At 62.7% G+C, this 18,438-nt stretch carries 16 protein-coding genes; 1 reads left to right on the forward strand and 15 read right to left on the reverse strand.

Translation table 11 applies throughout. The annotated features are described in order from the left end of the window. Positions 1–56: 56 nt before the first annotated feature. On the reverse strand, positions 57–506 hold the full coding sequence (locus ACW9H9_RS02290; RefSeq protein ID WP_457341391.1) for a hypothetical protein: 450 nt from the start codon (positions 504–506) through the stop codon (positions 57–59). 696 nt (positions 507–1,202) lie between these two features. Here ACW9H9_RS02290 and ACW9H9_RS02295 point away from each other — a divergent pair. After that, entirely contained in the window at positions 1,203–1,430 is a 228-nt protein-coding gene (locus ACW9H9_RS02295) for a DUF2789 domain-containing protein (protein ID WP_457341392.1), read from the forward strand. Between the two features lies 1 nt (position 1,431). Here the strand turns inward: ACW9H9_RS02295 and ACW9H9_RS02300 are convergent, their stop codons facing one another. The 14 genes from ACW9H9_RS02300 to ACW9H9_RS02365 form a co-directional block, all read right to left on the reverse strand. Next, positions 1,432–1,635 carry a hypothetical protein gene (locus tag ACW9H9_RS02300; RefSeq protein WP_457341393.1) on the reverse strand — a complete coding sequence of 68 codons (204 nt, stop codon included), beginning with the start codon at positions 1,633–1,635 and terminating at the stop codon, positions 1,432–1,434. Between the two features lie 123 nt (positions 1,636–1,758). Then, positions 1,759–3,429 carry a methyl-accepting chemotaxis protein gene (locus tag ACW9H9_RS02305; RefSeq protein WP_457341394.1) on the reverse strand — a complete coding sequence of 557 codons (1,671 nt, stop codon included), beginning with the start codon at positions 3,427–3,429 and terminating at the stop codon, positions 1,759–1,761. Between the two features lie 99 nt (positions 3,430–3,528). Then, complete coding sequence (locus tag ACW9H9_RS02310) at positions 3,529–3,933, reverse strand: TraR/DksA family transcriptional regulator (protein ID WP_457341395.1); 405 nt, start codon at positions 3,931–3,933, stop codon at positions 3,529–3,531. A gap of 335 nt (positions 3,934–4,268) precedes the next feature. After that, positions 4,269–5,306: an ABC transporter permease gene (locus tag ACW9H9_RS02315; protein WP_457341396.1), complete on the reverse strand. Its 1,038-nt coding sequence runs from the start codon at positions 5,304–5,306 to the stop codon at positions 4,269–4,271. 60 nt (positions 5,307–5,366) lie between these two features. Beyond that, positions 5,367–6,920 (reverse strand): sugar ABC transporter ATP-binding protein, encoded by a 1,554-nt coding sequence (locus ACW9H9_RS02320; protein WP_457341397.1) that lies wholly within the window; start codon positions 6,918–6,920, stop codon positions 5,367–5,369. Positions 6,921–6,983: 63 nt separating this feature from the next. After that, a complete protein-coding gene (locus tag ACW9H9_RS02325; RefSeq protein WP_457341398.1) occupies positions 6,984–7,916 on the reverse strand; it encodes a sugar ABC transporter substrate-binding protein in 933 nt (310 codons plus the stop codon). A gap of 387 nt (positions 7,917–8,303) precedes the next feature. Then, positions 8,304–9,341 (reverse strand): Gfo/Idh/MocA family protein, encoded by a 1,038-nt coding sequence (locus tag ACW9H9_RS02330; protein WP_457341399.1) that lies wholly within the window; start codon positions 9,339–9,341, stop codon positions 8,304–8,306. Positions 9,342–9,393: 52 nt separating this feature from the next. Further along, complete coding sequence (locus tag ACW9H9_RS02335) at positions 9,394–10,404, reverse strand: Gfo/Idh/MocA family protein (RefSeq protein WP_457341400.1); 1,011 nt, start codon at positions 10,402–10,404, stop codon at positions 9,394–9,396. Positions 10,405–10,423: 19 nt separating this feature from the next. Next, on the reverse strand, positions 10,424–12,355 hold the full coding sequence (gene iolD, locus ACW9H9_RS02340) for a 3D-(3,5/4)-trihydroxycyclohexane-1,2-dione acylhydrolase (decyclizing) (RefSeq protein WP_457341401.1): 1,932 nt from the start codon (positions 12,353–12,355) through the stop codon (positions 10,424–10,426). Between the two features lie 10 nt (positions 12,356–12,365). Then, the gene (locus tag ACW9H9_RS02345; RefSeq protein WP_457341494.1) at positions 12,366–13,181 is read right to left on the reverse strand and encodes a TIM barrel protein; all 816 of its coding nucleotides are present in this window, start codon (positions 13,179–13,181) and stop codon (positions 12,366–12,368) included. A gap of 24 nt (positions 13,182–13,205) precedes the next feature. Continuing rightward, positions 13,206–14,708 (reverse strand): CoA-acylating methylmalonate-semialdehyde dehydrogenase, encoded by a 1,503-nt coding sequence (locus ACW9H9_RS02350; RefSeq protein ID WP_457341402.1) that lies wholly within the window; start codon positions 14,706–14,708, stop codon positions 13,206–13,208. 24 nt (positions 14,709–14,732) lie between these two features. Continuing rightward, positions 14,733–15,521 (reverse strand): 5-deoxy-glucuronate isomerase, encoded by a 789-nt coding sequence (iolB, locus tag ACW9H9_RS02355; RefSeq protein WP_457341403.1) that lies wholly within the window; start codon positions 15,519–15,521, stop codon positions 14,733–14,735. Next, complete coding sequence (gene iolE, locus ACW9H9_RS02360; RefSeq protein WP_457341404.1) at positions 15,518–16,411, reverse strand: myo-inosose-2 dehydratase; 894 nt, start codon at positions 16,409–16,411, stop codon at positions 15,518–15,520. The genes iolB and iolE overlap by 4 nt, the downstream gene beginning before the upstream one ends. A 50-nt stretch (positions 16,412–16,461) precedes the next feature. After that, positions 16,462–18,399 carry a bifunctional 5-dehydro-2-deoxygluconokinase/5-dehydro-2-deoxyphosphogluconate aldolase gene (locus tag ACW9H9_RS02365; protein ID WP_457341405.1) on the reverse strand — a complete coding sequence of 646 codons (1,938 nt, stop codon included), beginning with the start codon at positions 18,397–18,399 and terminating at the stop codon, positions 16,462–16,464. Between the last annotated feature and the right edge of the window lie 39 nt (positions 18,400–18,438).

Genomic DNA, 18,438 nt, shown 5'->3' on the forward strand with positions numbered 1-18,438 from the left:
CCACTGAACTGTAGTAGAGGTTCCGGTGATGACGCCCAATCAGTGGCGCACGCTGATTATTCGCTGGCCTTGAAGCTCACCAGTTCGCCCTTGCGCCACTTGGCGGCCTTGCCGGTCACAGCCTTGAGGGTCTTGGTCAGGCCTTCCTGCAATTGGGCGTGGGCGGCAAACACCAGCATCACGTTGTGGCCTTCCTTGAACACAATGCCCTCGCCGTCGGCCGACGACACAAACGCATAGTCGCCCAGGCCATACACGGTCAACTTGATGTCGCGAAACTTGAGCTCGAACTTGCCGCCTTCCCGGCTGGGCAGTACGGCTGCACGAAAATGGTCCCCCACCTTGAGCTCAAGGCGAGGCTTGTCGTCCACCACCAGGGCCGTCTGGGTATCGATCTCGGCGAGGTAAATACCTTCCGGCGTCTGTTCGGTGATGTAGACGAAACGGGATTGAAACTGCTTGACCAACTTTGCGCGTAAATCACCCAGCACGAATAACGCGTGCATATCCAGATTACTGACTGCCAAGGAAACGCCCCCACATCAAAAGGATGCTGCCCGCCCGAGCGGGCAGCACAAAAAACGGCCGCAATGGCACGATTACACGAAAAAATCACTGAAAAAACTGAAGAACATCCACGCTGCTGCGCCACAAGACTTGTACGGGCGCGCCCAACGTACCGTCACCCGGTCGTTGGGCAGTGCAGGAAATCACAGGTTCAACGGCCAGAGAACACGGGCCGACCCACTTCAGAAAAAACCTTGTTAAAAACGACGCTTTCCGACATCCAGCCTCAATTGCCAAACCCCCGGATGGAACCGAAAGCAGCAGGCTGGCGACAATACTAAAAGAGCAACACGGGTTAAAACCACCCGAAATACTGCAAGCCCGTCAAGAAGACCCATCGACAGGGACTGACCATGCAAAGACTTCACTGTAACACCCTAGCTTCGCGCAGCGTTTCCTCTTTTATGGAAAATTGCCTGCACCCGGCGCTTTACCGGGTCGTGCCGGCCGGCAGGAACTTCTTTCATATCCTTGAAGTGCCCAGTGGCCGAATCAAAGGCTTTCGCAGCAACCACAACCAGGCCTGTGCATTGGCCAGGGAGCTGGAAGCCACCCTGCACGCCATAAACCAATCGAACTCTGCGCCGCCCTGGCCCTCCCATGTTGAGCGACTACACGCTCACCGGGAGAATGACATGGACCACACCCTTGAAGAATTGTTCGAACAGCTTGGCCTGCAAGCCAGCGCGCAGGCGATTGACCGCTTCATCGTCGACCATCCGCTGCCACAGGACGTGAAGCTCATCGACGCGCCCTTCTGGACCGTGCAGCAGGCGCGTTTTCTCAAGGAGGAGTTACGCGAGGACGCCGACTGGGCGATCGCCGTGGATGAACTGAACCAGCGCCTGCACCAGAGCGCGTGACTCAATGCAGGCTGTCTGAGCGCTCCAGGCGCAACAGCGCCTCCCAGGCAGCCTTGCACTCTTCGGCCTCGCCACGGCTGCCAAACGCCGTGCCGCGTTGTTCGCCGTTAAGCAAGACCACCCAGCAGGCTTTTTGGCCCAGCGCTCGCAGGGTAGCCGGAACGCCACTGCCAATCATCACGGCCACATCGACTTTGCTCAGCATGGAAAACCTCCAACGAGTTAGTTAGCTGACTAACAATGTGGGCCATCCTACGGTTTTCCTCTCGCCGGAAAAAGCTATCCTGGGAATAGCTTTCTTACATGATTGGCAACAATTGGCCCGCGCCTAGCGGCCTTCGGGCTTGTACCCCAACCGCAAACCGCCCCAATGCCGGCCGTTGACCCGGATGGGCACCGACAAATCATGCATCAGCTCACCGGTGTCGCGGGTATAGGTTTGCAGCAAGACCGCCTGTTGATGGCTGCCACACCGAATCCCGGTGCGGTCATCAAACTTGCGCTTGGTGCGGTTCTGCACCGCATCCACCTGGGCATCGCCGGTCAATGCGTGGGAAAACGCCTTGTTGTGCGTGGGCACATAGCCCTGCTGCGTGCAGGCAATGGCAAATACCAGGCCCTCGTGACGGGGCAACAGCGCCTCCTGAATCGCCGGCAACACCTGATCGGCGTAGCCATCGAAACGGGTGGTGTATTTGCTCGGGTGGGTATTGGGAATCGCGGTGTAGCTGCGGTCGAACAAGTGCTCCAGGCTGATGCGGTTTTGCCGCACATCGGCCTCGAACTGCGCGGCAATCTGGTTCGCGCCTTCACGGGCCAGGTCGTAGATGCGCTGGTGATAGTCGTCCAGGCCCACTTGCGCCAAGCGTTCGCTGATGGTTTCGGCCTGGCCTTCCATCTGCACAGCGGCGCTGGCCAGTTGCTGGGTTTGCTGGTCGCTTTCGCTCAAGTCGCTGCGCATTTGCTCCACGGCATGAAACAGGCTGTCCAATTGCGCACGGTTGGTGTCGGTGCCCTGGGCGATTTCACTGACCTGGCCCTCCACATCCGCCGCCAGGCTGGCGATGCTCGCCAGGTGCTGGCCCGCGTGTTCCACCTGCTCTACGCCGGTGTGCAGGTCTGCCGACAGCTGCCGGATCTGCTCCACCACCTGCGCGGTGCGCTGCTGGATGTCCGCCACCATCACGCCGACTTCATCGGTGGCCGTCGCCGTGCGCCCTGCCAGCCCGCGCACCTCGTCGGCCACCACGGCAAAGCCACGCCCGTGCTCACCGGCCCGTGCCGCTTCGATGGCGGCGTTCAGCGCCAGCAGGTTGGTCTGGCTGGCGATGGACTGGATCACCAGGGTCACACGCTGGATTTCTTCGCTGCGCTGGCTCAAGGCCTCGATCAACTGGCGGCTGTCGTTGGCGCGCTGGCTGAGCTGATGCATGCGGGTGATCGAGTGGGCCAGCACTTCGCGCCCTTCAGTACTGCGCTGGTGCGCCTGGCTGGCCGCGCCGAGGGCCTGGCGGCTGAGCTGGGAGGTGGCCTTTTCGGTGTCGATCATCACTTCGGCGCTGCTGACGATCTGCCGCGCCGCGCCCAGTTGGGATTGCAGGCGAGCCGCCAGTTGCTTGACCGAAAACGCCACGCCCGCCGCCGACAGCGCATTGTGGCTGGTGGTGTAGGACAGGTCGCGCGTGAGCTCGCCCATGGCGTCGTCGCGGTGGGACGTTGCCACAACAGGCGTACGCGCTTTGAGACGGGGCAGCCATACCAGCAGCAACGCCACCGGCACGCACAGGTACAGCGACAGGCCCGCAAACGCCATGCCCACCAGCAATAGCCCCAGGGCAATGCTTTGCAACAGCGGCGTCAACCAACCGGGAGGTTGGCGTACCACCGATTGCGGTGATACGGCGGCGCCTGTCAGAGATCCATCTCCAGCCATGTGTGTTACCCCACTGCTTGTAGTTATTGTGCCTGCATTAAACGCCACTATTCGGCCATTATCCATGCGCCTTTGGTGGGGTAACGTGCAGTGCGTCAATAAACGGGGGGATAACCGCTGTGCTTTTGGGGGAAACCGGTCGACCGGCCTCCCCGCTTCAGCGCATCAGGCTTGACGCTGATGCTTGTCGATTTGCTCGTGACGCTCTTGCGCCTCGATGCAGTAACGGGTGGTGGGGCTGATCAGCAGGCGCTTGAGGCCGATAGGCTCGCCGCTGTCGTCACACCAGCCAAAGGAATCTTCCTTGATACGGTCCAGGGCCCGCTCAAGTTGCGGCAGCATGCGCTGGTCGCGGTCAATGGCGTTGACCAACCAGGTGCGTTCTTCTTCAACGGACGCGGCGTCGGCAGGGTCGGCCGGGGTGTCCAGGCTTTCAATGGCGATACGGTTCTGTTCAATGCGCTCGTGGTGCTCCACTTTCATGTCTTGCAGCAACTTCTCGAAAAAAGCGTGCTGTTCGGCATTCATGTAGTCATCCGCCGGCATGGCCAGCAACTTTTCCTTTGTCATTGATTTCTCTATAAAAAATACGTGCATTAAGGCGAATAAGGGAGCGTTCCGGCCAATCGTCGCAGGCCACGGAAAGGCGCTGTCCATTTCAAGCGCCACCCGGCACTCAATTTACGAGGGGCGGCAGTCTAAGGCCGAGTTAAGGGCTCAGCAACTGAAATGACAGGCATTTTTCCCAATTACCCCCCAAAAGCACCAGGACGGGCTCGGCGAACGGGTATCGGAGTGCGTTTATAGCAAGAAAGGTGGCCCGGGAGCTATTGGAGGGCCGCTGTAAGCGACCAACTGTCAGCTGCAAGCGTTTCCACTTGCAGCTTGCGACTCACAGCGGCGCGTTAGCGCTTCAACTTCCGTTTATTGCGGTATTGGTCTATCACCACGGCGATCACGATGATCAGGCCCTTAATGATGTCCTGGATGTAGGCGTCTACCCCGACAAAGGTAAACCCGCTGGCCATCACCCCCAGGATCAGCGCACCGATCACCGTGCCGGTAATGCGCCCTACGCCGCCTGCCAGGCTGGTGCCGCCAATCACCGCGGCGGCAATCGCGTCCAGCTCGTACGACATGCCCATGCCCGCCTGCCCCGTGGCCGCCCGTGCCGAGGCCACCACGCCGGCCAGCCCGGCCAACAGGCCGGCGATGCTGTAGACGATGATCAAATGCCGCTTGACGTTGATCCCCGAGGTGCGCGCCGCCTGCATGTTGCCGCCGATGGCGTAGGTGTACTTGCCGTATTTGGTGTAGCGCAGGGCGATGTGAAAAATCACCGCTACCACCAGAAAAATCACCACCGGCATGGCGCCATGGCCGATGGCGGTGTAGGAATCACCCAGCATGCTGATCGGCTGACCTTCGGTGTAATACCGTGCCAGGCCACGGGCCGACACCATCATGCCCAGGGTCGCGATAAACGGCGGAATGCCGGTCACCGCGATGATGCTGCCGTTGATCGCCCCGGCCAGCAGCCCCACCCCCAGCCCCGCCACCACCGGGATCCACACCGGCAGGTCGGTCAGTGACGGAAACACCGCGCGGGAAAAGTCCGAAGTCTGCGCCAGACTGGCGGCGATCATCGCCGACAAGGCCAGCACCGAGCCGGAGGAGAGGTCAATGCCCGTCGTGATAATCACCTGTGTCACGCCAATGGCCAGCAGGCCGATCACCGACACTTGCAAAATCATCAGCACCAGGCGCTGGGAGTTGAGCAAAAAGCTCTGGTCCCGCACGATCCAGCCAAACACCTCGAACACCAGCCCGATGCCGATCAGCACCAAAAAAATACTCAGCTCGGTCGGCATGCGCCGCCGATGCTTGGTGGGCGCCGTGGCCGGCGTCTTTTCCTCGGATTTCTTTTCCAGTATCGCGTTCATAACCCTTCACCTTTTATCGCATGGCACGCGCCGTCGGCGGGCGCGCGCTTTTCTTGTTCTTTAGCGGACAGCCGTCAGGCCCGAGGCCAGTTGCATGACTTTTTCCTGGGTCGCCTCGGCGCGGTCCAGCGTGCCCATCAGCGCCCCCTCGTGCATCACCATTACCCGGTCGCTCATGCCGAGCACTTCGGGCAACTCCGAAGAAATCATGATCACGGCCATGCCTTCGCTCGCAAGATAAGAGATCAGGCGGTAGATCTCGGCCTTGGCGCCCACGTCGATGCCACGGGTGGGCTCATCCAGAATCAGCAGCCGCGGGTTGGTCATCAGCCAGCGCGCCAGCAGGGCTTTTTGCTGGTTGCCGCCCGACAGCGTGTCGATGCATTGCTCAAGGGACGGGGTTTTCACCCGCAGCTTTTTGCACATGTCCTCACACAGGGCACGCAGGGCTTTCTGCTTGATAAACCCGTTGTCCGAGTAGTGCGACAGCACCACCATTTCCATGTTTTCCAGCACCGACAGGCACGGGAACAGGCCGCTGAGCTTGCGGTCTTCGGTCAACAGCGCAAAGCCCTTCTCGATGGCCATGTGCGGGTCGGTGATGCGCACCGGCTGGCCATCCAGGGTGATCTGGCCGCCGTCGCTGGGGGTGATGCCAAACAGGGTTTCGGCCACGTTGGTACGCCCCGAGCCCATGAGCCCGGCGATGCCGAGAATCTCGCCCGCGTGCAGGTCGAACGAGACGCCCTTGAACACGCCGTCCAGGCGCAAGTCGCGCACCGAGAGCAGTTGCGCGCCAATCGGGGTGTCGCGCACCGGGAACAGCTGGCTCAGTTCGCGCCCCACCATCATCGAGATCAGGCTGTCGCTGTTCATGCTGTCGGCCCGTTGCAAACCGATGTAGGCGCCGTCGCGAAACACCGCCACTTCATCGGCGATGGCAAACACTTCGTTCATTTTATGCGTGATGTAGATGATGCCTTTGCCCTGGTCGCGCAGGTCGGCAATGATCGAAAACAGGTGGGCCACTTCCTTTTCGGTAATGGCCGAGGTGGGTTCATCCATGATCAGAATGTCGGAGTCATAGGACACCGCCTTGGCAATCTCGACCATCTGCCGCTCGGCGATGCTCAGGTTGCCCACGTGCTCCTCAGGGTCCAGGTTGATGCGCAGGCGTGCCAGCAGCTCGGCCGTGCAACGGTGCATTTCACGGTGGTTGACCATGTGCAGGCTGTTGAGCTGCTCGCGGCCGATCCAGATGTTTTCGGCGATGCTCATGTGCGGCATCAGGTTGAGTTCCTGGTGGATCATCGCGATCCCGGACTGCAGCGCCGCCAGGGGTGTTTCCAGCTTGATCGGCTTGCCCCGCAGGCGAATCTCGCCAGCGTCGGGCTGGTAGATACCGGCGATGATCTTCATCAACGTCGACTTGCCCGCGCCGTTCTCGCCCATCAGTGCCAATACCGACCCGGGCCGTACCCGCAGTTGCACATCGGCCAGGGCCACGACACCGGGAAAACCTTTACTGATATTGACGATTTCCAACAGGTACGCCTCGTCCTGTGCGGCAGGCTGGGCACCTGGGTGCAGCGAAGCGGTCGCTTGAGCGAGCATATCGGGTACTCCGTCGGCAGGGCCGCCGTGTCTGCCCTGCCAACTGATGGTGGTGGTTGAGGGCTACTTGAAGTCTTTGACGTTGTCCGGGGTGATCAACTTGAACGGCACCACAATGGCCGGCTCAACCGCTTCCTTCTTGACCATCTTCACCGCCGCGTCCACCGACCCCACCGCCTGGCCATTGGCATCCTGGAACACCGACACCGCCATCTCGCCCTTCTCGACCGCACGCAAGCCGTCCGGTGTGCCGTCGACGCCCGCGATCAGCACGCCGTTCTTGTCGGCGCCCGCCTGCTTAAGGGCCATGGAGGCGCCAATCGCCATCTCGTCGTTGTTGGCCACCACCGCCGAAAACTGGCGGCCCTGGGTCAGCCAGTCGTTGACCAGGGTCATGCCCTTGTCGCGCAGCCAGATCCCGGTCTGTTCCTGTTCGATCTTGATGCCCGGGTACTTGGCCAGCACTTCCTTGACGCCCTTGGTGCGGTTGGTGGTGGAGTTGTTGGCCAGGTCCCCCAGCAAAATCACGATATTGCCCTTGCCGCCCATCTTGTCGGCGAGGTACTGCATCTGCATTTTCCCGGCTTCCACGTCATCGGAGGTCACGGTGACCACGCCCTTGGGCAGGTCTTTCTGGTCGGGACGGCGGTTGACGTACACCAGCGGGATGCCCGCCTTGGTCGCAGCGGCGGTGATCTTGCCGGTGGCGGCCGTGTCCACCGGGTTGACCACAATGGCGTCGACCTTCTGGTTGATAAAGTCTTCCACCTGGCTGAGCTGCTTGACCACATCGGCGCGGGCGTCCACGAACTGCAAGGACACGCCATCGGCCTTGGGGTAGGTCTTGGCCTGTTTTTCCATGTCTTCGCGCAGGTAGGTCAGCCAGGTGTCATCGAACTGCGACATGCTCACGCCAATGCGCACATCGGCCAGGGCCACGCCGCTGGCGAGCATCATCGACAGGGCCAGCGAGGCAAAACGGATCGGGGTCTTCATGAACGGTCTGTCTCCACATTTTTGTTGGTTTTTTGGACGTTGCGTTGTTCAGAACACTTAGGGCGCCGCAGGCAGCCGAACGATCGGCGCCCCCGGGATGCAGCACACCAGGGCGCCCTTGTTTTCGACAAACAGGATGTTGAGGAAGGCAAAGTAAAAAGGCCGCGCACGGGGCAGACCGCGGGGCGAGGGGGCAGGACGGAAAACTCGCAGTACAGCGTTGAAGATTTTCATCTGACGGTACCTGGTTGTTTTTGATCTTGTTTTTGTTGAGTCCCGGGACAAGCCTGCAAGGCACTGGCGACGGACTTTTCTGCAACTTGGAAATGACTTTATTAGAAAATAATTTCCACATCAACTGATTTTAGAATTTTATTCTATTTTTGTTTATTCCCCGTCGGACGCCCGTATTGGCATGACTTGCTGGCGCTGCGCACTCAGTCGCGCCGCATCCAGCACCCGGGTGGTGGCCAACGCATCCCGCGCATCCACCGGCAACGCGCCCTCCCCCCGCACGGCACATTGCAACTGCCGATAGAACTGGTTCCAGCTGCCTTTTTCCGACGGCACCCGCTCACGCTCCGCGCCCTGCTCGAACCAGCCCCAGCGCCGGTGTTCTTCGGCGCCCCAGTGATCACCTTCGGTGCGCGGGGTTTTACCGGCCATCAGCAAGGCTTCCTGCCCGTCCAGCCCTTCGACGGTGTAACAGCCCGCCGTGCCATTGACCCGAAAACGCGGGGCCGGGCTGTTTTGCAACGCACTGCCCCACAGGTGGGACACCACCCCGTTGCGGTGGGTCAGGGCCACAAAAAAACCATGGTCCAGGTCAGGCGCCTGGGGCGCATACGCCAGTTGGGCAAACACCTGGTCCACCGCACCGAACAGGTGCAGGGCCTGGTCCACCAGGTGGCTGCCCAGGTCACGCAGGCAGCCGCCGCCGCTGGCATTGCCGACAGACTCGGGCCGGTAGCGCTCCACCCGCGACTCAAAGCGGGTAATCGTGCCCAGCGCGCCCGCGTCGATCAGTTTGCGCAGGGTCAAATAGTCCGAGTCCCAGCGCCGGTTCTGGTACACGCTGAGCAACACGCCCTGGCGCTCGGCGGCCGTGATCAGCGCCTGCGCCTGGTCGGCGTTGGCGGCGAACGGTTTGTCGCTGACCACCGCCACCCCGTGTTCAATGGCCTCCAGCACCAGCGCCGGGCGGCCTTTGAGGGTGGTGCTGATGACCAGCGCGTCCACACCCGCCTCGACGATCGCAGCCATCGAGTCAAACGCCGGGACACCCGGCTGGTCGCTGGCCAGTTGTTGGCGACGCTCGGGGGAGCGGGTCACCACCCCCACAAAGGTCGCCCCCGGCAGCGTTGCAAGCAGCGGCGCATGAAAAAAGCGGCCACCGTGGCCGTATCCAACCAGTCCAATTCGCATGGGCCCATTCCTTTTGTTTTTATAGGAAACCGCTCCCACCGCCCGCCCGTGCTCAGCCGTAAAAATGCGGACGCGGTGGCAGGCTGACGTTGACGATCTGGCCGCTGTTCTGCGCCTCGATACAGGCGTCCGCCGCCACCGCTGCGGCAAACCCGTCCCAGGCCGACGGGCCGCCGACCTGGCCGGCACGCACGCCGTCGATAAAGGCTTGCAGCTCCACGTCGTAGGCGGCGATGAAGCGGTCTTTCCAGTCCATCAAGATTGCATTCGACAACTTAGCGCCGCTGCGCAACTGCACCGTGGAGGGCTCTGGCAGTTTGGCGATGCCCGTCTCCCCCACCACTTCGCACTGGATGTCATAGCCGTACTGGCAGTTCACGAACACTTCCACATCGATGCGCGTGCCCTTGGCGGTTTCCAGCAGCACGATCTGCGGGTCACGCAGGTGGGCCAGGGCCTTGCCGGACTTGCGCGGGAACACCACCTGCACCGACACGTAGTCATCGGCAAGCAGCCAGCGCAGCACGTCCAGCTCGTGGATCAGCGTGTCGGTGATCGCCATGTCGGTCTTGTAGTGCTCGCCCACGGTCGGGTTGCGGTGAGCGCAGTGCAGCATCAACGGTTCGCCGATCTGGCCGCTGTCGATCACGTGTTTCAGGGCGCGATAGCCTTCGTCATACGGGCGCATGAAGCCCACTTGCACCAGGCGCTTGCCGTGGGCCACCTCGGCCTCGACGATGTTGCGGCACCCCTGGGCCGTGACCGCCAACGGCTTTTCGCAGAACACCGGTTTGCCTGCGGCAATGGCGGCGAGCACAAACTCTTCGTGGCTGGGGCCCCAGGAAGTCACCAGCACCGCCTCGACCTGCGACGATGCGATCAGGGCGTGGCCGTCGGCGTACACCTGGGCCCCAAGGCCCAGGTCGGCCACCACTTTGGCGGCCTGTTCAAGATTGATATCGGTGACGCCCACCACCTGACTGCCCAGCAAGGTCTGGCTGCAACGACGAATGTGGTCCCGGCCAATTGCGCCGGTGCCGATAACGCCAAGCTTCAAAGACATGAAAACACCCCTCTTGTTATTAGTACTGCCGGGCCTTGGCCAGGCGTTCATTGAGTTGTTTGGCCGCCGCGTTGGTGCGCTCGCTGGTGGACACCTGCGCCACGCCCACCCGCCACCACGACAGGTAGCCGTGGAGCATGGTTTTGGGCAGCACCTTGATGTCGATCAGGGTCGACACGGTTTGCGTGCGCGCATCGGCCAGCGCCGCTTCCAACTGCGCCACGCTGCTCACCCTGTAGGTCTTGCAGCCGTAGGCCGCCGCGCTCATGGCGAAATCCACCGGCACCAGGCCGCCGTCGAGCTTGCCGGTGTCGGGGTTGCGAAAGCGGAACTCGGTGCCAAAGCTGTCCATGCCATTGCCCATCTGCAGGTTGTTGATGCAACCAAAGGCCATGTTGTCCAGCAGCACCACGTTGATCTTGCGTCGCTCCTGAATCGAGGTGGCCAGCTCCGAGTGCAGCATCATGTAGGAGCCGTCCCCCACCAGCGCGTACACCTCGCGCGCAGGCTCGGCGAGTTTTACCCCCAGCGCCGCATTCACCTCGTAGCCCATGCACGAATAGCCGTATTCGAGGTGATAGGTGTTGACGCCCTTGCTGCGCCAGCTGCGCTGCAAGTCGCCGGGCAAGCTGCCCGCGGCGGCGACGATAATGGCGTCATCGGCCAGGGTGTCGTTGAGCACGCCCAGCACCCGGCTCTGGGTCAGGCAAGAGCCGGTCAACTCGATGAATTCGCGCAGCACGGCCGGGTCCATGTGGTCGCTGATTTGCGGGGTGAAATCGCTGCTCTGGTATTCCAGGCGGTACACGCGGTCCACCTCGGCCTCCAATTGGGCCTTGGCCTCACTCACCTGCCCGCCCCACTGCGCGCGGTAGTCGCCAAGCGCATCAAACAGTGCTTCAAGCGCAGCCTTGGCATCGGCCAGTACCTGCACGCCGTCCAGTTTTAACGCATCACACGGGCTGATATTCACGTTGAGAAACGTCACCTCGGGGTGCTGGAACAGTGACTTGGACGAGGTGGTGAAGTCGGTGTAGCGCGTGCCGATGCCAATCACCAGGTCGGCCTGCGGCGCCAGCAGGTTTGCCGCCAGGCAGCCGGTTTCACCAATCCCGCCCACGTTCAGCGGATGGCTGGACACCACCGCGCTCTTGCCCGCCTGGGTTTCTGCGAACGGGATGCCAAAGCGCTCGGCAAACGCCTGGAGCGCGGCATTCGCCCCGGCGTACTTGACCCCGCCGCCGCAGATGATCAGCGGCTTGCGCTTGCCGCGGATCGTCGCCACGGCGTCGCCCAGCATCGCCTCGGTGGGCGGGCGGCGGTCCAGGCGGTGCACGCGTTTTTGCAGGAACGAATCGGGGTAGTCCCAGGCTTCAGCTTGCACGTCTTGCGGCAATGCCAGGGTGACGGCGCCGGTTTCGGCGGGATCGGTCAGCACGCGCATGGCGTGGATGGCCGCCGTCATCAGCTGCTCAGGGCGGTTGATGCGGTCCCAGTATTTGCTCACGGCGCGAAAGGCATCGTTGGTGCTGATGCTCAGGTCGTGAAACTGTTCGATCTGTTGCAGCACCGGGTCGGGCTGGCGGCTGGCGTACACGTCCCCCGGCAACAGCAGCAGCGGGATGCGGTTGGCGGTGGCCGTCGCGGCGGCGGTGAGCATGTTCGCAGCCCCCGGGCCCACCGATGCGGTGCAGGCGTAGATCTTGCGGCGCAGGTGCTGCTTGGCAAAGCCGATGGCGGCATGGGCCATGCCCTGCTCGTTGCGGCCCTGGTGCACCACCAGCTCGCCGCTGTCTTGCTCCAGCGCCTGGCCCAGGCCCAGCACATTGCCGTGGCCGAAGATTGTGAACACCCCGGCGACAAACTTGCTCTGTACGCCATCGACTTCGATGTACTGGTTATCGAGAAACTTCACCAGGGCCTGGGCCATGGTCAATCGGGTGGTGGTCATGAAGCGCCCCTTATCTTTTTTGCAGGTGGGCCATGCTGGCGCCCAGTGCCTGCCGAATATCCGCCAGCCCATGCACACTCTGGGCAAACGGCTCGAATGAAAAGTACCCGCTGTAGCCGCCGCCGCGCAGCGTGTCGATCTGCGCGGCATTGCCCAGAATATCGCCCTCGCCCACCAGCACGCGGTGCCCGTCGCGGATGCTCGACAGCGGCGTCTGGGTGTCGTCCACGCCAGAGATGTGCACCAGCCCCGTCAACTCGGGAAAGAACGCCTGTTCGCCCGCCACGTGATGGTGAAAGGTGTCATGCACCAAGCGGAACACATCCCGCCCACCGATGGCCTGCAGCGCATCCACCGCCACCTGCTTGCGCCGCAGCGAACACTCGGCAAAGCCCAGGGGTTCGATAAACCCCAGCACCCCATGCTCGCGCAAAATCGGCGCCAGTTCGCTGAGCGCGGTGCGCAAGCCCGCCGCGCGCTGGGCGTCGCTGCGGGTGTCGCCGTGCTCGTTCAGCGGGCACATCACCAGGCCCTGGGCACCACAGGCACGGGCATACATGGCCAGCCGGGTCGCCTGTGCACGGCGCTCGTCGTTCCACACATCAAAGGGGTACAGCGCGTTGATCGACAGCACCGTTACCCCGTGCTTCTCGCACAGTTCGCGCACGATGCTGGCGGGGGTGCCGTCTTCGATTTCGATGCCCGCAAGGTCGTTGCGCAGTTCAATGGCATCGCATTGCAGGGCCACCGCCAGCGCGATGAAATCCGGCAGGGAAAGACCGGGGGCGACCATGCGGTTAAGGGCAAAACGTAGAGGCTTCATTATTGTTGTGCTCCACAGGTGTCAGCGTTACTGGGCAGTCGGCATGCTGAATTCGGGGCCCTTGGCGATGCTGTCCGGCCAGCGCTGCATCACGCTTTTGTAGCGGCTGTAGAAGCGGATGCCCTCGTCGCCGTAGGCATGGTGGTCACCGAACAGCGAACGCTTCCAGCCGCCAAACGAGTGCCAGGCCATGGGCACCGGGATCGGCACGTTGATGCCGACCATGCCCACCTTGATGCTGCGGGCAAACGCCCGGGCAATCCCGCCATCGCGGGTAAAGCAGGACACGCCGTTGCCGAACTCGTGGGCGTTGATCAACGCCACGGCACTGGCAAAATCGGCCACCCGCACCAGGCCCAGCACCGGGCCGAAAATCTCTTGCTGGTAAATGCTCATCTCGGGGGTGACGTGATCGAACAAGGTCGCACCGACGAAAAAACCGCCCTCGGCGCCCGGCACTTTAACGCCGCGCCCGTCCTTGATCAGTTGGGCGCCCTGGGCCACCCCCTGCTCAATGAAACCCTCCACCTTGGCCTTGTGTTCGGCGGTGATCAGCGGGCCCATTTCGCTGTCCGGTTGCAGGCCGTTGCCCACCTTCAGTTGGTCGATGCGCGGCAGCAGTTTGGCGATCAGTTCGTCGCCCACATCGCCCACCACCACTGCAATCGAGATGGCCATGCAGCGCTCGCCCGCCGAGCCGTACGCCGCGCCGATCAAGGCGTCGGCGGCTTGGTCCAGGTCGGCGTCGGGCATCACAATCATGTGGTTCTTCGCCCCGCCCAGCGCCTGCACGCGTTTGCCGCGTGCGCTGGCCTGCTGGTGGATGTACTCGGCAATCGGCGTGGAGCCCACGAACGAAATCGCCTCCACGTCCGGGTGCTGCAACAGCCCGTCCACCGCGCTTTTGTCGCCCTGCACCACGCTGAACACGCCATCGGGCAGCCCGGCTTCGGTCAGCAACCGCGCCATCAGCAGGCTGGCGGAGGGGTCGCGCTCGGAAGGTTTGAGGATAAAGCAGTTACCGGTAATCAACGCCAGCGGGATCATCCACAGCGGCACCATCACCGGGAAGTTGAACGGGGTGATACCGGCGCACACGCCCAGGGGCTGGCGCAGGTTCCAGTTGTCAATGCCGCCGCCGATGTTGTCGCTGAAATCGGTCTTGAGCAGGGCGGGCGCACCGCAGGCGTATTCGACGATCTCAATGCCGCGCGTCACCTCGCCCCGGGCGTCGGCAAACACCTTGCCGTGTTCGCGGCTGATGATGCCGGCCAGTTCGTCGTGGTGGCGGTCGAGCAGTTCCTTGAACTTGAACATCACCCGCGCACGGCGCAGGGACGATTGCTCGGACCACGCCGGGAACGCCTTGAGTGCCGACGCCACGGCCTCATCGACTGTTTGCGCACTGGCCAGCGCGACCTGCGCCTGCACCTCGCCGGTGGCCGGGTTGAAAACGGGGCTGTAACGTTCGCTGGCGCGGTCCTGCACCTGGCCGTGAAGGTAGTGGCCGATCACCGGGGCATTGCTCATTAAAAGGGTTCTCCGTGCAAAACGTCAGAGGTCCAGCAGCCAGCTGTGCTGCGGGTCGTTATAAAAATGCCAGGCGCGCTTGGGGCCAGCCATCACGTTCAGGTAATACGACTCGTAGCCGTAGGGCACGCTGACCGGGTGGTAACCCTTGGGCACCACCACCAGGTCGCTGTTTTCCACGGCCAGCGCTTCGTCGATGCTGCGATCGTCGGTGTAGACGCGCTGGAACACGTAGCCTTGCGGCGGGTTGATCTGGTGGTAGTAGGTTTCTTCAAGAAAGCTCTGGTGCGGCAGGTCGTCGGTGTCGTGCTTGTGGGGCGGGTAGCTCGATGAGTGACCGGAGGGCGTGCGCACCTCCACCACCAAAAGCGAATGGGCCGGCTCCGTGGCAGGCAGGATGTCGCACACGTAGCGGGTGTTGGCCCCCTTGCCGCGCACGCTGCGGGTGCACTGCTCGGGGCGGATCAGCCGGGGCACGTAGCCCGGTGCGCCGGGGGCGGCGCACACGGCAATCTGTACGTCGCTCAAGGCGCTGACCTGCCCGCTGCTGCCCGGCGGCAGGTAGGCGGCGAACGGTGACTTTTCGTCGAACACCGACTGGCGATCACCGATGTTCTGCCAGTTGAAACCCTCGCCCTCGATGTTCACCCGGCCGCTGAGCAGCACCAGGCACAGCTCCTTGTCACCGGCATGCACCGGCAACGTTTCGCCCAGGCTCAGGCGGTAGGCACTAAAGCCTACGTATTCCAGACGGCCCTCTTCCAGCGCGACCATGCTGGGCCCGCGTTTGTTGCTCTTGACCAATAAGCTCATTGCCCTGTCCTCGCGTCCAGCAGTGCACGCAACGTGTCATAGCCTTTTTTGGCGTAGATGTAGCTGGGGGCGACCGCCGGGTCCTGCTCGGCCTCCACCACCAGCCAGCCTTGATAGTGGGCCGCCAGCAGCGCATCGAGCAGTTCGGCAAAGTCGATATCGCCATCGCCGGGCACGGTGAACGTGCCGTTGACGATGCAATCGGGAAAGCTCCACATCTGGTTGCGCGCCAGTTGCACCACAGGCTTGCGCACGTCCTTAAAGTGCACGTGGCAGATGCGCCCGATGTGTTTGCGCAGCACCTCGATAGGCTCGCCGCCGCCCATGTAGCAATGGCCCGAATCAAACAGCAGGCCCACTTCCGGGCCGGTCAGGCGCATCAGGGTGTCGATGTCTTGCGGGGACTCGACGTAGGCGCCCATGTGGTGGTGATAAGCCAGGCGCACGCCTTGGGATAAGGTGAACCGCGCCAGTTCCGTGAGCTTGCTGGCATAGTCTTGCCAGGCCTGCTCGCTGTTGAAGCGCGGGCGTTCGATCAGGCGGATGGGCGAGCCCTGGATCGAATCGGCCACCTCGCCGTACACCAGCACCGACGCGCCGTTCTCGCGCAGCAGTTGCACATGGCTGGCGATGGCGTCGATCTCCTCGGCCACCGAACGCCGGGCCAGGCGGCTCGAATACCAGCCCGACACCAGGGCCAGGTCGTAGGGCCGCAGTACATCGCCCACGCCCTTGGCGTCCTTGGGAAATTTGCCGTTGAGTTCAAAACCTTCGTAGCCGATGTCCTTTCCTTCGCTGAGCGCGGTGCTCAGCGGCGTTTCACCGCCCAGGGCCGGCAGGTCGTCGTTACTCCAGGAAATCGGGTTGATGCCAATTCGGATGGCGGGCATGGCTGCACCTTTTATTGTTGTCAGGACGGCTGGGGTCTGCGGTAGGCGGTTCAACGTCTGGCGCTGCGCCAGGCCTCGATCAATTGCTCAAAGGTGGCCTGCACTTGCTGGATCAGGGTTTCGTCATCGATCTCACCCGACAGCCACGCCCGGCTTGGCGCCATGAAAATCGTGCGGCCCACGGCAAAGCCCCGGCAGGTCTGGCTCTGGCTGGCTTCGCGAAAGCCGTCCGCCATGCATTCGGCGGACGCGTTCAAGCCCAGCAGCACCACGCCACGGCAGTGCGGGTCACGCGCCTGGATCAACTCATCGAGCTGTTGCCACACCGCGGCCGGCTGAACTTCGATTTTCCACCACGCGGGGTAGATGCCCAGGTTGTACAGGCGCTTGAGGCTGCGGTAGAGCACATCCGGGTAGGTGGACGGGTGATCCTTGGGCGGGATGACTTCCAGCAGCAGTTCGTGCCCGCTGACTTGCGAGGCCTGATACAACGCCTTGAGTTGCGCCTCTTGTTCCAGGCGCAGCAGCGGCTCGTCGTCGGGGTGAAATTGCACCAGGCACTTGATGATGTGTTCCTGCGGCCAGGCGATCAGGTTGCTGCCCACCGAACGCCCGTGCTCGAACACCAACGGGCGCGAGTTCTGGACCTCCACCGGGCGGGCGATCCACCAACCCCGACCACTGGCGGCATTGAGCGCGTCCTGGCCAAAGCGCTGGTCGGCCAGAATGCCGACGTCGGCGTCCACGCCCTCCTCGCTCAAGCGGTGTTCGACCCGGGCCACGGCCTGAATGAACAGCTGCTTGAGGGCGCTGATGCGCGCCGCGTCCTGCACGCCGTTTTGCGCCATTTCCACCAGTTGCCAACGGTGGTCGAAGGCAAACACAAACAGCTGCTTCCAGCTCTTGCGCGGCACCGTGACCTGGTGCAGGCGTTGCAGGGTCACGTCCTGGTCGGGCCGGGTGATCGGCACCGGGCTGTTGAACAGGTAGTCCAGCTCGGCAGGCGTCGGCATGGCCGGGGCGCAGGCATGGCGGGACACCACCAGCCCGCCGCAGGCATTGGCCAACTGGCAGCAGCGCTCGTCAGTGGCCTCGTTCAGCCAACCGCTGAGAAAGCCCGACATAAAGGCATCACCGGCCCCCAGCACGTTGAGCACCTCGACGCGCACGCCCGGGTAAATCGCGCCATCCTCAAGGCGCGCCGGGATGGCGCCGTGGATCACCGTGCAGCCCTGGGGCCCGAGTTTCACCACCAGGGTGGCGGCCGTGTGCTCGCGCACGGTGCGCAGGGCCGTCAGCAAATCTTCGCTGGCGCCTGCGATCAGAAACTCCTCCTCGGTGCCCACCACCAGGTCAAAACGCGGCAGGATTTTCTGCACATGCTGGCTGACATTCTGGCTGGCGACAAAGCGGGTTTCGCCGTCGGCCTTGCCGGTCAGGCCCCAGAGCACGGGGCGGTAATCGATGTCGAGTATGCGTTTGACGTCATGCTTGTGGGCGTAGTCCAGCGCCTGCACGCTGGCCTGGTACACGCCGTCGGTGGAGAAGTGAGTGCCGGTGATCAGCAATGCCTTGCTGGACGCGATGAACGCCTCGCTGATGTCTTCGGCGCACAGGGCCATGTCGGCGCAGTTTTCGCGGTAGAACACCAGGGGGAAGGTTTCGCGGTCTTTCAGCCCCAGCAGCACCATGGCGGTGAGGCGGTCGGGGTCGACCTTGATACCGCTGACATCACAGCCTTCGCGCGCCAGGGACTCGACCAGAAAGCGCCCCATGTGGTCGCCCCCTACCCGGCTCAGCATCGCGGACTTGAGCCCCAACCGCGCCGTACCGAAGGCAATGTTGGCGGACGAGCCGCCCAGGTACTTGGCGAAACTTGAGACGTCCTCCAGCCGTGCGCCCACTTGCTGCGCGTAAAGGTCGACGCCCAGGCGCCCCAGGCAAATCAGATCCAAATGACGCCCACTGGCAAAACGAGTCTGGCCCATGCTGGCTCCTGTTATTTTTATCAGCCTGCGTGTGCCGTC

The sequence above is a fragment of the Pseudomonas sp. SDO5215_S409 genome (assembly GCF_054071325.1).

What these genes read in the sequence shown, in the direction of transcription:
- ACW9H9_RS02315 (WP_457341396.1), bottom strand. Translation starts at nt 5,306, where the DNA reads ATGAACGCGATACTGGAAAAGAAATCCGAGGAAAAGACGCCGGCCACG.
- ACW9H9_RS02290 (WP_457341391.1), bottom strand. Translation starts at nt 506, where the DNA reads ATGCACGCGTTATTCGTGCTGGGTGATTTACGCGCAAAGTTGGTCAAG.
- iolB (WP_457341403.1), bottom strand. Translation starts at nt 15,521, where the DNA reads ATGAGCTTATTGGTCAAGAGCAACAAACGCGGGCCCAGCATGGTCGCG.
- ACW9H9_RS02295 (WP_457341392.1), top strand. Translation starts at nt 1,203, where the DNA reads ATGGACCACACCCTTGAAGAATTGTTCGAACAGCTTGGCCTGCAAGCC.
- ACW9H9_RS02365 (WP_457341405.1), bottom strand. Translation starts at nt 18,399, where the DNA reads ATGGGCCAGACTCGTTTTGCCAGTGGGCGTCATTTGGATCTGATTTGC.
- ACW9H9_RS02310 (WP_457341395.1), bottom strand. Translation starts at nt 3,933, where the DNA reads ATGACAAAGGAAAAGTTGCTGGCCATGCCGGCGGATGACTACATGAAT.
- ACW9H9_RS02350 (WP_457341402.1), bottom strand. Translation starts at nt 14,708, where the DNA reads ATGAGCAATGCCCCGGTGATCGGCCACTACCTTCACGGCCAGGTGCAG.
- ACW9H9_RS02305 (WP_457341394.1), bottom strand. Translation starts at nt 3,429, where the DNA reads ATGGATAATGGCCGAATAGTGGCGTTTAATGCAGGCACAATAACTACA.
- ACW9H9_RS02335 (WP_457341400.1), bottom strand. Translation starts at nt 10,404, where the DNA reads ATGTCTTTGAAGCTTGGCGTTATCGGCACCGGCGCAATTGGCCGGGAC.
- iolD (WP_457341401.1), bottom strand. Translation starts at nt 12,355, where the DNA reads ATGACCACCACCCGATTGACCATGGCCCAGGCCCTGGTGAAGTTTCTC.
- ACW9H9_RS02320 (WP_457341397.1), bottom strand. Translation starts at nt 6,920, where the DNA reads ATGCTCGCTCAAGCGACCGCTTCGCTGCACCCAGGTGCCCAGCCTGCC.
- ACW9H9_RS02330 (WP_457341399.1), bottom strand. Translation starts at nt 9,341, where the DNA reads ATGCGAATTGGACTGGTTGGATACGGCCACGGTGGCCGCTTTTTTCAT.
- iolE (WP_457341404.1), bottom strand. Translation starts at nt 16,411, where the DNA reads ATGCCCGCCATCCGAATTGGCATCAACCCGATTTCCTGGAGTAACGAC.
- ACW9H9_RS02300 (WP_457341393.1), bottom strand. Translation starts at nt 1,635, where the DNA reads ATGCTGAGCAAAGTCGATGTGGCCGTGATGATTGGCAGTGGCGTTCCG.
- ACW9H9_RS02325 (WP_457341398.1), bottom strand. Translation starts at nt 7,916, where the DNA reads ATGAAGACCCCGATCCGTTTTGCCTCGCTGGCCCTGTCGATGATGCTC.